General features: G+C 58.8%; 12 protein-coding genes. 2 read left to right on the top strand and 10 right to left on the bottom strand.

What is annotated here, in order from left to right; all coding sequences use genetic code 11:
- Positions 1 to 24: 24 nt before the first annotated feature.
- From PMI21_RS08050 to PMI21_RS08090, 9 genes are all read right to left on the bottom strand, one after another.
- A complete protein-coding gene (locus PMI21_RS08050; protein ID WP_007940207.1) occupies positions 25 to 1050 on the bottom strand; it encodes a histone deacetylase family protein in 1026 nt (341 codons plus the stop codon).
- Positions 1051 to 1236: 186 nt separating this feature from the next.
- Positions 1237 to 2466 carry a Zn-dependent hydrolase gene (locus PMI21_RS08055; protein ID WP_007940206.1) on the bottom strand — a complete coding sequence of 410 codons (1230 nt, stop codon included), beginning with the start codon at positions 2464 to 2466 and terminating at the stop codon, positions 1237 to 1239.
- A gap of 85 nt (positions 2467 to 2551) precedes the next feature.
- The gene (locus tag PMI21_RS08060) at positions 2552 to 3862 is read right to left on the bottom strand and encodes an OprD family porin (RefSeq protein WP_007940204.1); all 1311 of its coding nucleotides are present in this window, start codon (positions 3860 to 3862) and stop codon (positions 2552 to 2554) included.
- A 46-nt stretch (positions 3863 to 3908) separates the two neighbouring features.
- A complete protein-coding gene (locus tag PMI21_RS08065) occupies positions 3909 to 4529 on the bottom strand; it encodes an RraA family protein (RefSeq protein ID WP_007940203.1) in 621 nt (206 codons plus the stop codon).
- On the bottom strand, positions 4522 to 4914 hold the full coding sequence (locus tag PMI21_RS08070; protein ID WP_007940202.1) for a RidA family protein: 393 nt from the start codon (positions 4912 to 4914) through the stop codon (positions 4522 to 4524). The genes PMI21_RS08065 and PMI21_RS08070 overlap by 8 nt, the downstream gene beginning before the upstream one ends.
- 18 nt (positions 4915 to 4932) lie before the next feature.
- A complete protein-coding gene (locus PMI21_RS08075; protein ID WP_007940201.1) occupies positions 4933 to 6312 on the bottom strand; it encodes an MFS transporter in 1380 nt (459 codons plus the stop codon).
- A 128-nt stretch (positions 6313 to 6440) separates the two neighbouring features.
- Positions 6441 to 7382 carry a 2-hydroxyacid dehydrogenase gene (locus PMI21_RS08080; protein ID WP_007940200.1) on the bottom strand — a complete coding sequence of 314 codons (942 nt, stop codon included), beginning with the start codon at positions 7380 to 7382 and terminating at the stop codon, positions 6441 to 6443.
- A complete protein-coding gene (locus tag PMI21_RS08085) occupies positions 7379 to 8134 on the bottom strand; it encodes a class II aldolase/adducin family protein (protein WP_007940199.1) in 756 nt (251 codons plus the stop codon). Before PMI21_RS08085 ends, PMI21_RS08080 begins: the two co-directional genes overlap by 4 nt.
- Positions 8131 to 9432, bottom strand: a complete 1302-nt coding sequence (locus PMI21_RS08090; RefSeq protein ID WP_007940198.1) for an MFS transporter — start codon at positions 9430 to 9432, stop codon at positions 8131 to 8133. Before PMI21_RS08090 ends, PMI21_RS08085 begins: the two co-directional genes overlap by 4 nt.
- Before the next feature lie 156 nt (positions 9433 to 9588).
- Here PMI21_RS08090 and PMI21_RS08095 point away from each other — a divergent pair, with 156 nt between their 5' ends.
- Positions 9589 to 10548, top strand: a complete 960-nt coding sequence (locus PMI21_RS08095) for a LysR family transcriptional regulator (protein WP_007940197.1) — start codon at positions 9589 to 9591, stop codon at positions 10546 to 10548.
- A gap of 11 nt (positions 10549 to 10559) precedes the next feature.
- Here the strand turns inward: PMI21_RS08095 and mrdA are convergent, their stop codons facing one another.
- Complete coding sequence (mrdA, locus tag PMI21_RS08100; RefSeq protein WP_007940196.1) at positions 10560 to 12452, bottom strand: penicillin-binding protein 2; 1893 nt, start codon at positions 12450 to 12452, stop codon at positions 10560 to 10562.
- A 411-nt stretch (positions 12453 to 12863) separates the two neighbouring features.
- On the opposite strand from mrdA, the gene PMI21_RS08105 reads away from it, so the two are divergent.
- Positions 12864 to 14195 (top strand): hypothetical protein, encoded by a 1332-nt coding sequence (locus PMI21_RS08105; protein ID WP_007940195.1) that lies wholly within the window; start codon positions 12864 to 12866, stop codon positions 14193 to 14195.
- Positions 14196 to 14261 lie beyond the last annotated feature (66 nt).

Below are 14261 nucleotides of genomic sequence, written 5' to 3'. Positions count from 1 at the left end.
GCGGCCTTCTGGCCTCCCTCGAACTCAGAGCCGCCACACCTCTGGCCCGACAAAAAACGCCCGGGCATTATCCTCAAGACTCTCCAGGTGATACCCGCCTTCCTGCACAATCAGACACGGCAACCCCAGGCTGCGAATCCGCTCGCCCAGTCGCGCAAAGCCTTCACGGGTTACTGCTACTTTGCTTTGCGGGTCCAGCTCGAAAATATCGAACCCCAGGGACAGCACTAATACCTCGGCGGCAAAATCTTTCACCGCCGCCAACGCCACTTCAAGCTGTGCCAGAAAGTCCGCCTCACTCGCCCCATGGGCCATCGGCAAGTTGAGGTTGAACCCCTCTCCCGCCCCGACACCGCGCTCATCGCTGAACCCGGCAACCCCCGGATAGAAGTTGGTCGGATCGCCGTGCACCGAAACGTACAGCACGTCATTGCGGTCGTAAAAAATCTCCTGGATTCCCTGCCCGTGGTGCATGTCAGTGTCGAGTACCGCGACTCGCTCAAACCCTGCACGCAACACCTGAGCGGCCACTGCAGCATTGTTCACATAGCAGAAACCACCCGCTGCTTCGGCCCGAGCGTGATGACCCGGCGGACGACACAGGGCATACGCGGCCGGCTCGCCATCGAGCAATGCCTGGGCGCCGGCAATCGCGCTTTGCGCCGACCAATAAGCCGAGCGCCAGGTCTGCTCACCCACCGGGCAACTGCCGTCCGCCAGATAACGCGCGGCCTGAGCGAGAACCCCACGCAAGGCGTTGGGCTCGCGCACGAAGATGTTCGACATCACCTCATCACCCCAATCCTCGGGGATTTCCTTCCAGCGCTGATGCGCTTCCTGCAAGAACGTCAGGTACGGCGCACCGTGCACCGCCAGCAGCGGAGCAAGCCCCGCATCAGCCGGTTGCTCGACCGTAAAGCCCAACGCCTTTGACGCCCGCACCAGCCGTTGCGCGCGCTCGGGCACCTCCTGCGGCGTGCGCATCTGCCCTCGGGAGTAGTAGCTGCGCGGATGGTGGAGCAATTGTTCGGGATTGAAAAAACTGCGCATGGGTTAATACCTGTCAGTTAACGTAGATCTTTTGCCCGATGAACACTCTGTGGCGAGCGAGCTTGCTCGCGCCGGGCTGCGTAGCGGCCCCAAAACACCGGCAGCCCTCGCTGGTTTTGTGAGTGCTGCGCACTCAAGCGGGAGCAAGCTCCCTCGCCACAGGGTGTGTATTCACAACACTGTTCTTTAATCGACAACGCCAGCGCGGGACAGCACCGCGTTGAGCAGCACGTCGGTGCCCTGGCGCACATCTTCAGGCAGCACGTCTTCGGCTTCGTTATGGCTCAAGCCGCCAACGCAAGGAATGAACACCATCGCCGTCGGGCAGAACCGCGCCAGATGAATCGCATCGTGCCCGGCACCGCTGACAATCGATTGCTGAGCGTAGCCCAGTGCATCCACCGCATGCTGCACCGCCGCCACACAATCGGCGTCAAACGGGGTCGCCGGGCTGATCCAGTGCGGGGTGATCGTCATCGTCAAACCGCGACCGTCGGCAATCGCCTGAAGCCGTGCGCGAACCTGCTGCTCCATGGCCTCGATGGCTTCGTCGCGGTGATGACGCAGGTCGACTGTGAAGTTCACCAAGCCTGGAATGGTGTTGCGCGACGACTTGTTGATGCTCAACTCGCCAACCGTGGTCAGGCCTTCGGGGGCAAAATCCGTGGCCAAACCTTCAATTGCCTGAATCATCCGCGCCACGCCGTACAGGGCGTCCTTGCGCAATGGCATCGGCGTGGTACCCGCATGGGCGGCCATGCCTTCGACCCGCACGTCGAGCCAGCGAATCGCCTGGCCGCCGCTGACCACGCCGATGCTCTTGGCGTTGTCTTCAAGGATCGGCCCTTGTTCGATGTGCGCTTCAAAATACGCATCCACCGCCCCGCCCAACGGCCGCTCGCCGGCATAACCGGTGCGTTGCAGCGCCTCGGCAACGCTGATGCCATCCACGTCACGCACCGCCAATGCAGCGTCCAGTTCCATGATCCCGGTAAACACTGCCGAGCCGAACATCGCCGGGGTAAAACGCGCACCTTCTTCGTTGGTCCACACCGCCACTTCCAGCGGTTTACGGGTCTGGATGCCGAGGTCGTTGAGGCAACGGACCACTTCCAGACCGGCGAGCACACCGTAGACGCCGTCAAAACGTCCGCCTTCAGGCTGGGTGTCGAGGTGACTGCCCATCATCACCGGCGCGGCATCCGGGTCGGTGCCGGCGCGGCGGGCGAACAGGTTGCCGATGGCGTCCACACTCAAGGTCATGCCAGCCTCGCGGCACCACTGGGAGAACAGTTCGCGACCAGCCTTGTCTTCATCGCTCAGCGCCAGACGGCAACTGCCACCACGAGCCGTCGCACCGATTTCAGCCATGGCCATCAGGCTCGCCCAGAGGCGTTCACCATTAATCTTCAACATGAGTCACTCCTGGAATTTTTTGATCAAACAGAGGCCATTTCCAAACGCTGAGCGCTGGCATGGCGACGGGCAAGGGACAAGCCGATCAGAACAGCGGCAAGCTGTAGCTGACCACCAAGCGGTTCTGGTCCGCATCGCGTGACGCTTCACTGCGCGACACGCCATTGCGCCAACCCAGGGCAACGTTCTTCAACGGTCCGCTCTGGATCACGTAATCGACGCTCAGGTCCCGCTCCCACTCCTCTTGCTCAGGCCCGGCCGTCGTCCGGATCCCATGCCCCGACAGATACATCGCCGAGGCCTTGAGCCCTGGCAGGCCGAGGGCGGCGAAATCGTAGGTGTATTGGCCGAAACCGGTACGTTCTCCGGCGCGGGTAAAGTTCTGGATGTAACGGTCGGTCAGCAGATAGACGCTTGCGCCCGCAGCCCCCTTATCCGGCAAACCACCCTGATTGAGCTGCACGAAGCCGCTGTCGCTGGACACCTGCTGATAACCAGCCATCAGCGCATGAGCCCCCATGCTCCAGGTGAACGCCAGGCTCCAGGTGTTGTTATCGATCTTGCCGTCGCCGTTCTGCGTATAGCCACTGGTGCGATAACCGTTGGCCCGCCCGGCGGCCGTGTCATTGGCGCCGTCGGCGGTGGTCTTGAAGTAGCGCAGATCGGTTTTCAGCGCACCGAAATCTCCCAGTTTCAGGTTATGAACCAGGCCGGCGAAATGCTGTTGGTAATAGTCCTCGAGATTGGCGTAGTAGTACTGCGCCAGAAGCGCCTCGCTGACCTTGTAATCGGCACCGGCAAAATTGAACGCGTTGCTTTCCCGAGTGCCGCCGGCCACGGCCAGGCCGGTGCTGTCGCTGGAGCCGCGCCCCGTGGCGTGTTCAAGATGGCCACCGGTCAGGGTCAGGTGTTCGAAGTCATTGGAGACGATCTGCCCACCTTCGAACGTCTGCGGCAGCAGCCGGCCGTCGTTGGCCTGCAGAATCGGCAACTTCGGTGTCAGGGTGCCGTAACGCATTTCAGTCTGGGCAAAGCGCATCTTCGCCGTCGCACCGAAACGCGCCCATTGCTCGGCGGCGCCATTGCCATCGCTGGGGATCATCGAACTGCCGACATGGCGACCGTCACCGCTGTCCAGGCGAATACCCAGCAACCCGAGTGCATCGACGCCAAAGCCGACAGTGCCCTCGGTGTATCCCGACTGATAGTTGAGCATGAATCCCTGAGCCCACTCTTCGGTTCTGGAAGGACTCGCGGCGCCATCGCGATTATCGTTGTTGAAGTAAAAGTTGCGCATCCCGAGGGTCGCTTTACTGTCTTTAATAAAGTCCGCCATGCTCAACGGACTGAAAAGAGCACTGCCGATCGCAATCAGTGCCAACGGATGTTTATTCATTGATTGAAGTTCCTGAGCCGCCAGCGGTCTGGCTGGCGGCCGGTCATTAAGAGAGATTTATGTTCAAGACACTGGACACCGGCTCACCCGCCATCAGCCGGGTCAGCAGTTGCGGTTCTGCCCGGTCCGATGCCAGTGCGCGCTCGATGACGTCTTGCGCGGTGGCCGGATCGAGAAACAACACACCGTTGTCGTCCGCCAGCACCAGATCGCCGGGATGCACCGTGACACCGGCGCAGTGAATCGGCTGATTGATCTGGCTGTCACCACGGCCATGCAACTTGGTGGTCAGCAGACTGGTGCCGCGAGCGAAGACCGGTAGTCCGGCTTCACGCAGTTCGAGCAAGTCGGTCACCGCGCCGTCCACCACGATGCCCACCGCACCCGCGCAACTCGCCGCGCAACTGGTGACAGCGCCCACGGGGGCGTGTTGCCAGTCTCCGTCAGTGTCGATCACCAACACATCGCCGGGCTGGATCAGCGCCAATGCCTGGTTGACCGCGATGGCGTCGGCGCCCACCAGTTTCAGGGTCAGCGCGCGGCCGACCAGTTTCACATTGGGCACCATGGCTCGCAGTTGTGAGTCGGCAAAGCCCACCTCGAGAAAATGCCCGAGGGTTGGAAAACTCACCGCGTTGAGCTGCTCGATCAGCCGGGACTCATCCATGCTGCGGCTCCTTCGCAATCAGCTCGGCGACACAGTCGATTTCCAGCGACACGCCCCAAAGGGCCACGCAGACCGTGGTGCGAGCCGGCGGCGCATGGCCGAGGAACTCGCGATACACCGCGTTGAACGGCTCCAGTTGCGCGGGATCGGTGAGGTAGGCGTTAACCTTGATCACGTGGCTGAAGTCGGACCCGGCTTCAATCAGGATCGCCTCCAGATTGCGTAAGGTTTGCCGTACTTGTTCGGAGAAATCGGCGGGTTGGTCATCGAGCCCGCTCTGGGCCGGAATTTGCCCGGCGGTGAACACCAGGTGACCGCTGACCACCGCCTGGGAGTAAGGGCCGACCGGGCCGATAAAGCCTGGGGCTGACTGAATTCTGCGCATGTTGTTGAACTCCATTAATCAGGCGGCAGCCGATTTGACCGGTTTGCCGAGGGCTGGCTCGTCCGCCGGCACTGCCGTTGGGACGTCGCTGATGTCTCGCTTGAAGGTCTCGGTCAGCAACAACAGCGCTATCAGCGAAATCAACGCCGCGCCGATCATGTACCAGGCCACCGACGAACCTTTGCCGGTCGCCGCAAGCAATGCGGTGGTGACAATAGGGGTCGCGGCGCTGCCGAGCAGGCCGGACAACATGTAGCTGATGGACAATCCCGAATAACGCACACGCGTGCCGAACAGTTCGGCGAGGAACGTCGCGATCGGTCCGTAGTTGGCGGCGAACGCGGTCATCAACAGCAAGTAGCCGAAGATCACCAAGGGCAACTCTTTGGTGTCCATCAACCAGAACATCGGGAACGCCACCAAGGCTTCGGCGACGATGCCGGCGACAATAATCGGCTTGCGTCCGAAGCGGTCCGACAGCGCGCCAAACACCGGCAACATGACGATGCACCAGGCGCAGGACAACAGCACCACGCCGAGCATCACGCTACGGCTGAAGCCGAGATTCTGCGTGCCGTAGGTCAAGCCGAACGCGACGATGATGTTGAACGACGCACCGGTCGACATCGTGGCGATCCCGCCCAGTACCACTTGTTTCCAGTACTTGCGGAAGACTTCAGCCAGCGGCATTTTCACCTGCACTTCGGCTTCCTTGACCTTGTTGAAGGCCGGGGTTTCAGCGATGTTCAGGCGGATGTACAAGCCCACGGCGATCAGCAGCACGCTGGCCAGGAACGGAATGCGCCAGCCCCAGGCCAACAGGTCTTCAGGCGACAGCCACGCCGCGATCAGCAGGAAGGCCAGGTTGGCAATCATGGTCCCGGCCGGAACGCCGATCTGTACCCATGAACCGTACAAGCCGCGCTTGTTGGCCGGCGCATGTTCCACCGCCATCAGCACCGCCCCGCCCCACTCGCCGCCCAATGCCAGGCCTTGAATCACCCTTAACAGCAACAACAGGATCGGCGCCCAGATACCAATGGCCGCATAGTTCGGTAGTAACCCGATCGCGAAAGTGGCGGCGCCCATGGTCAGCAGCGATATCAGCAACATCGACTTGCGGCCCAAACGGTCACCGAAATGCCCGAACAAGGCAGCGCCGACGATCCGCGCCAGGTACGCCGAAGCAAAAGTACCAAAGGCCAGTAACGTGCCAATCAATGGCACGAAGTCCGGGAAGAACACTTTGTTGAACACCAGCGCCGAGGCGGTGGCGAAAACGAACAAGTCGTACCACTCCACCGTGGTGCCGATCACACTGGCCACGGCCACTTTCTTCATGCTGATTGCAACTTCCGGCGGCGCGCCGGACTTTTCTACAGGCGATAGATCGCTCATCACTGTCTCCAGGAATTCTTCAAGAACTCGTTATTTAATTGTTTTGACTGGCAGTAAAACTTTTGATGTGAGGGATTGTTGTTATATCTCGCCCAACTAAGCGGGCGAGTTTGCAAGGCACTTTTTTATTAATAACCCAGTGTTCTGTCCGCACAATTTAATAACAGCTCACCGGCATTTAAACGGCGGAAGTTCTCCGCTACTTGTTCGGCAATACAGTCATGGGAGGCTGCCGACGCCATGTGCGGTGTGATAGTGACGCCGGGCATGTTCCAGAGGCAGTGATCGACCGGCAGCGGTTCTTGTTCGAAAACATCCAGCAAAGCACCGCGCAGTTTTCCTCGCTTGAGCGCTTGTTCGAGGTCGTCGATGTTCAGATGACCGCCCCGGCCACAATTGACCAGCGCGGCGCCGTTGGCCAATCGCTCGAACGTTGCATTGCCGAGAATGCCGCGGGTTTCGCTGGTCAGCGGCAGCAGGTTGATCAGCAACTCCACACCGTCGAGAAAAGGATTGAATGCCTCGGCCCCGGCGAAGGTCTGCACGCCCGGCAAGTCCTTGCTGCGGCGAGCCCACCCGCGTACGTCGTAACCAGCGGCGGCCAGATCCTCGGCAATGGCGCTGCCCAACGAGCCAAGCCCCATCACCCCGACCTTGAACTGGCCCGCCGCCCGTTGCAGCGGGCGCTCCCAGCGCTGTTCCCGTTGTTGCTCCAGCACTCGATCAAAACCACGGTGATAGTGAATCACCGCCCAACGCACATACTCGGTCATGCCTTGACGGTGGCCGGGATCGACCACCCGGCATACCGGCAAATCCGGGCACGACGGGTCGTGCTCCAGGTGATCGATACCGGCGGCCACCGAGTGAATGACCTGCAGGTTCGGCAACGCGCCGAGGCTGCCCGGCAACGGAAACCAGCACGCGGCAATCTGCGCGTTGACCGCTTGTGGATCATCGGCCAACACAGCCTTGAGTTGCGGCGCGCTGCGGGCAAACGCAGCCTGCAATTGCTTGAGCAGCAGACTGTCGCGGGACAGCAAAACCACGGTGTTGATGACGGTGTTCACGATAAGTAGGACTCGCGCTGGGATTCGATCAGGGTCAGAGCGGCCTCCCAGGCCAGGTCGATGATGTTGTCCTGTTCATCACGGTCAAACTGTTCGGCGGTGTGCGCACAGACTTCCGGAGACGGGTAATGCAGGGCCGAACCACCGGCCAGCGCCTGGACCTGTGCCTGACAGGCGCGTTCCAGGAAGTGAATTTCCTGAAACGCCTGAGCCACGCCGGAGCCGCCGACCAGCAGGCCATGATTGCGCAGGATCATCGCCCGGTGCGGCCCCAGGTCGGCAATCAAACGCTCGCGCTCATCCAGCGACAGGGCAATGCCTTCATAGGTGTGATACGCCAACTTGCCGTAGAACTTCAGCGCGTGCTGACTGATCGGCAACAAGCCGTGCTTCTGCGCGGCGACGGCCATGCCGGCGGCGGTGTGGGTGTGAATCACACAGTTGAGATCCGGGCGAGCCATGTGGATTGCCGAGTGAATCACAAAGCCTGCGGCATTGACTCGATGCCCTTCGTAGGCCGGATCGACCACTCGCCCTTCCTGATCGATGCGCACCAGATCCGAGGCGCGCATGCGGTCGAAAATAACCCCGTAGCGGTTGATCAGAAAATGATGCTCAGGCCCTGGAATCCGCAGGGTAATGTGGGTGTCGATCAGGTCGGTCATGCGAAAGTGCGCGACCAGGCGATACAGCGCGGCCAGTTCGCAACGGGCTTGCCATTCAACCGGACCGATGTGTTCAGGTTTACTCACGAATACACCTCTTTAGCAGCGTGGGTGACGACCGGGTTGGCGCGCAGGCGGGCCAGGCCGCAAACACCGATCAAGGACAGGGCCGACAGCAACGTGAAGAACACCGCCAATGGCAGCCACTGCCCGGAAAACTTGCTCGCCAAGAGCGTGCCGATCAGCGGCGTGGTGCCGCCGGCGAGCGCGCAACTCAACTGGTATGCGATGGAAATCCCCGAGTAGCGCAGGTGCACCGGGAACGCCTGGGTCATGTAACCGGCAATCACCGCGTACAGCGCCGAGAGGATCACCACCGCCAAGGCAATGCCGACCGTCATCAGCACAATGTTCTGCGTACTCACCAGCAGGAACATCGGATACGGCGTGACCATGCACAGCAGCGCGACGAGTTTGAGGAAACGGCCTTCACCGATGCGCTCGGCGAGCAGTGCGGAAAGCGGTTGCGAGAGCAGTTGAATGACAGTCACCAGGAACAGGCAATCGAGGATCGTCGAGCGCGGGATACCCTGATATTGGGTGACGTAAGTGATCATGAAGGTGTTGGTGAAGAAGAACCCGGCCGAACCGATGGTCACGGCTGCGGCAGCAAACAGAATCTGCCGCCAGCAGGTGCGGATCACGTCCTTCACCGGGTACTTCGCCGTTTCGTTGTTGTCCTTCGCCTTGGCGAACTCCGGAGACTCGTGGACGCCGGAACGAATCATCAGCCCAACCATCATCAGCACACCGCTGGCGAGAAACGGCAGACGCCAGCCCCAAGCGAGGAAGTCCTCCGGCTCAAGGGCGGTCACCAGACGAAAGGCGATCAAAGCCAGCAACAAACCGGCCGGACTGCCGAGCTGGGCGAACGATGCGTAAAAGGTTTTGCGTTTGGCCGGCGCATGTTCGCTGGCCATCAACACCGCCCCGCCCCACTCGCCGCCGACCGAAATCCCCTGGATCAACCGCAGCACAATCAGGCCGATCGGTGCCCAGATGCCGGCACTGGCGTAGCTCGGCAACATGCCGATGCCGGCGGTGGCAATGCCCATCAGGGCCATGGTCACCAGCAGCATTTTCTTGCGGCCCAGGCGATCACCCAAATGTCCGAAAACCATGCCGGCCATGGGACGGGCAATGAAGCCAACGGCGAAGCTGCCGAAGGCTGCCAACGTGCTCATCACTGGGTCGCTGCTGGGAAAGAACACTTGCCCGAGTACCAGCGCCGCCGCCGTGGCGTAGATGTAAAAGTCGTAGAACTCAATGGTCGTGCCAATGAAAGCTGCGGCCGCGGCTCGTCGCGGTTGGGGAGTAGTGTGCATGCAAGGACCCTGTTTATTTATAGTTTTGGGCAGGTACTGAAGGCTGGTTACGGTTGCACTCTGTGGCGCTTGTGGGCTTTATCGCTTCCGTGCCAGGATTAGTCAATTTTCATATTCTTATCTTTACTATTAGCACTGCTACTACATGGAATCTTTATGCCTTCCACTTCGAACCCGTGGGTTGGTCGCCGCTTTCTGAATGACCGTCTCGACTGGAACTTGCTGCGCACTTATCTGGTGATCGGTCAGGAAGGCAGCATGAGTCGGGCTGCTGCGCGACTGCACATTACCCAGTCGGCAGTTAGCCAAGCTTTGAAGCGCCTGGAAGAACAACTGGAATGTGTGTTGATCGCCCGCAGTGGAAGGCGGTTCGATCTGACGGAAACCGGGGAAGAAGTCCTGCGCATTGCGACAGACATTTACGGCGATATTTCGCGCCTGGGAACGGTGTTGGAGAGTCGGCACGACGACGTGGTCGGCAAGATTCGCATCCTCACCGTCAGCGGCGTGCAAGCACGGCACTATGATGAGTTCCTCGCCGATTTCCATGAAATCCACCCGAAAATCGAGCTGGAAGTCGAGGTGATGGGCAGCTCGAACATCATCAGTTCGTTGCTGCAAAAGACCGCGACCATTGGCGTCGGATTGTGCCGTTTACCGCAGCCGCGACTGGAGCAGAGGGTATTGTTTCGCGAGCGTTATGCGTACTTTTGCGGGCAGCGTCATCGACTTTTCGGACAAGAGAATCTGACCCTGGAACAGCTCGCTGCAGAGAACTTCGTCAGCTTCACCAGCGATCAGCTCGGCGGCAACCTTTCACCCCTGACCCTGTTTCGCGACCAGCAAGGCTTTACCGGCAAGATCGTTGCCTCATCCACCAGTTTCGAAGAGATTTACCGCTTGATCTGCGCAGGATTTGGTATTGGGTGTTTGCCGACTCATCTGGTGCGCAGGGATGTCGAGCAAGGTTTGCTCTGGCGTTTGCCGCCGGAAGATGGCGTGGTGGATTTCGATATCCAACTGTTGTGGAATCGCGAGCAGAAGATGAGTCAGGCCGAAACCGTGTTCCTGGAAAGCTTCCAGCACATGCTCAGCATTCGTGAGCCTGTGCTGTGAAGCCTTTATCCTCAGACGTGAGGGTCGCCCGGGGCTTTGCTCGGCGCGGCGTATTGCGGCTTCAGGTGGCCGTCCTGATCGAGTAGCCAGGCATCCATGATCTGCCGCACCACGGGGCCGGCAACGCGACCACCGGCCTCGCCGTTTTCGATCATTACCGAGATGACAATCTTCGGATGTTCGGCCGGGGCGAAACCGACGAACAAGGCGTTGTCGCGGTTGCGCTCCAGTGTTTTCGCCCGGTTGTAGCGCTCACCCTGCTTGATCGCCACCACTTGCGCGGTGCCACTTTTGCCGGCGATGCGGTACTGCGCGCCCTCCGCCGCCGCTCGGGCAATCCCGCGGGCGTCGTGCATCACCATCTGCATCCCATGGTTGACCTGCTCCCAGTCACGCGGATCCTTGAGCAGGATGTTCGGCATCGGATGCTCGTCTACCGGCGCTACGCCATCCACGGTCTTGGCCAGGTGCGGTCGGTTCCATACACCTTTGTTGGCGATCAGCGCGGTGGCCTGGGCCAGTTGTAGAGGGGTGACCTGCATGTAGCCCTGGCCAATGCCGAGGATCACTGTCTCGCCGGGGAACCATGCCTGTCGCCGTGTGGCGCGCTTCCAGGCCTGAGACGGCATCAGACCGGGAGACTCTTCGAACATGTCCAGCGAGACCTTCTCGCCAAGGCCGAACATCGCCATGTAGTCGTGCAGGCGGTCGATGCCCAGCTTGTGGGCCAGATCGTAGAAGTAGGTGTCGTTGGAGCGCATGATCGCTGCGTCCATGTTCACCCAGCCATCGCCACTGTGGTTCCAGTTACGGTACTTATGATCGAAATCCGGGAGTTGGTAATAACCCGGATCGAAGACGCGGGTCTGCGGGGTTACGACTCCGGCGTCGAGGCCGGCGATCGCCACTTCCGGCTTGATGGTCGAGCCCGGCGCATAGAGCCCGCGCAGCACGCGGTTGAACAGCGGCCGGTCGATGGAATCGTGCAACGCCGCGTATTCCTTGAAGCTGATGCCCGTCACAAACAGGTTCGGGTCGAAGCTTGGCTTGCTGACCATGGCCAATACTTCACCGGTCGACGGATCGAGAGCGACCACCGAGCCACGGCGATCGCCCAATGCCTCCTCGGCGGCTTCCTGAAGTTTGACGTCGAGGCTCAGGACGATGTTTTTGCCGGGGATCGGATCGGTGTGCTTGAGCACTCGCAGCACGCGGCCCTGGGCATTGGTTTCGACTTCCTCGTAACCCACATGGCCGTGCAATTCTGATTCGTAGAATTTCTCGATACCGGTTTTGCCAATGGATTGGGTGCCACGGTATTCCACCGTGTCCAGGGCTTTGGATTCTTTTTCGTTAATGCGACCGACGTAGCCGATCGAATGCGCGAAGTGCGCGCCCATGGGGTAGTGGCGAACGAACTGCGGCTCTACATCGATTCCGGGCAGACGGAACTCGTTGACCGCGAGTACGGCTATCTGTTCTTCGCTGAGCTCATAGAACAGCGTAACCGGGACGAAGGGGTGCCTGGCCTGCTTCATCGCCTTGTCGAACAGCGTGCGGTCCTCGGCCGGCAGGTGCAGGAGGTTGACCACTTCATCCAGCTCGCTTTTGACATCGGAAGCGCGTTCGCGGGTGATGGTCAAGTTGAAGCTGGGCCGGTTGTCTGCCAGGACCACGCCATTGCGGTCGTAGATCAGCCCGCGAGTTGGAGTGATCGGCAGGACATGGACGCGGTTGTTTTCGGAGATTGTCGAGTGATAGTCGAACTCGACGACTTGCAGGACGTACATGCGCACCACCAGCGCGCAAGTAATGGCGGCGACGAACAAGGCGCAGGCCATCAGTCTTTTGTTGACCAGGCGTGTCTCTTTTTCGTGGTCCTTGATCGGTATCGGTTCGGGCATTTCTGCAGCAACTCTTTGACTATAAACGGGAGTACCGATCCGTAGGCTTGCAGTCAGTCCGTTGAAACGAGCTGCACCATACCAAAACACTGCACTCACTTCAGTGACAATTCCCTGAGCGGTTCATGCCTATCAAGACGATATCGCTCTGTTTGCTGCCCAGTCCCTCACTGGTGCGAAACCTGCCAACTGCTGGATGACGATGCGCTGGCTATCGACAGCATAGAGCTCGGGCCGAGCTCTTAAATGTCCTCTTCTATTTATCTAGCAGAAATTGTCCGTTTGGCTGACCGCTTATCTACAAACCCAACACCCATACATTCATAAACTAACGTTGTAAGCAGAAGAGCAGTCTCACGGTAATCCAGTCGATTACTACTGCACCTTCCAACCAGACAAGGAGTTCAGGACATGCCCAACGACCAACCCCCACCACCTTCGAACAATGAAAAGTCCATTCCTAGAGCGCAAAATGAAAAGGAACCGAAGAGTAATGCTGGCTGGCCCAATCAAATAGGCGCCGTGTTCAAAGCCGGGCTGGCTGTTGGTTTCGTACTTTTGCTCCTTGGTGGAGCCTGTATGATTTTCTTTCCCATGAACTGGACACTTGAAGTGCTTGTGATCTGTGCCGGACTCAGCATTATTCTTGGTGCGTTTGGGTCTACCGCGTCCGTGAGTATCCCGGGGCAGTCCATCACTTTTATGGGAGTGGCGGCCATAGCGATTGGACTATTCACCGTATTGCTGGATCAAATGTCAGAGCGCTACGTTCAGATCAAATTATCTGGCGACATCAAACAAGAACAGGTTAAATCAGTCGAACTCATCGGCGACAATGAGTATGCCGGCGGACTATTACCCGGCAAAAAAAAATGGGGATTCTTTATTTTCGGCAAAGAAATAAAGTCACCAAAGCTAACGCTACGCATAACTCTACTGGGTGATACTGAGCGACTGTTCGAATGCATTGACGCAGGAGAGGTTGTACCCTTTCTCGCATCGAGTTCGATAATAGAGTGGCAATACAATGAAGCCAAAACGACTATCGTAAATACCCGCACAAAAAAACCTGTTGCCACTGCTGTCGGAGGGTGCGCGACACCAGAAGGTGCATTCGCCCACTACATCCCGACAAGACACTCGGATACAACAGTTAGCCTTTTCTCTGTAGCTTATGCCGAAGAAGTCCCAGAAAACCAACGTATCTCAAGTGCACCTACCGAACAACTGATTGAGTACCTGGACTCTGATGGAGTCAAACTGCGTCGCAGTGCCAGAGATCAACTCGGTAAAAGTGGTGATGCGGTCGTCAAACCGCTTCTCGACAACCTGGCCAAAGACGATGCCAGTTATCGCATGCAGTTAGGTTCGCTAGTGGCCCTGAGCCAAATTTCACGGAACCCGAATGCGAATTTTGAGGGCATAAAACAAGATGTTGAGCCTGCAGATATAAACCGCTTACTCAAAGCAGCAACAAACAGCGACAAAACCATTCGGGTTTACGCATCGGAGTTTCTATATCGCTTGGAAGACCCGAGGGTGATAGAACCTGTACTCGAAAATATCCCATCAGCCTCAGAAGATGGTAAATACAATCTTTTACTGATTCTAAGCAACTCTCTTGGAACCGCAAACAAGGATCAAAAAAGGCTGATCGCGACGCAGATCCCTCCTCTCAAAGTAGACGGAGAAACAAAAACCAACAGTTTGATAGACAAGATATCGGAGCAGGCAGCCCAATAAGACAATGGATTCTACTGATGTATTTAATGCAACAGCCCGATGTCGCTGTACGAACTTTCCTTCGGG

It is taken from the genome of Pseudomonas sp. GM18, from assembly GCF_000282195.1.
Taxonomy (GTDB): Bacteria; Pseudomonadota; Gammaproteobacteria; order Pseudomonadales; family Pseudomonadaceae; genus Aquipseudomonas.
Note: the sequence above shows the minus strand (reverse complement) of the source record. Positions and strands in the feature narration are given on the sequence as shown.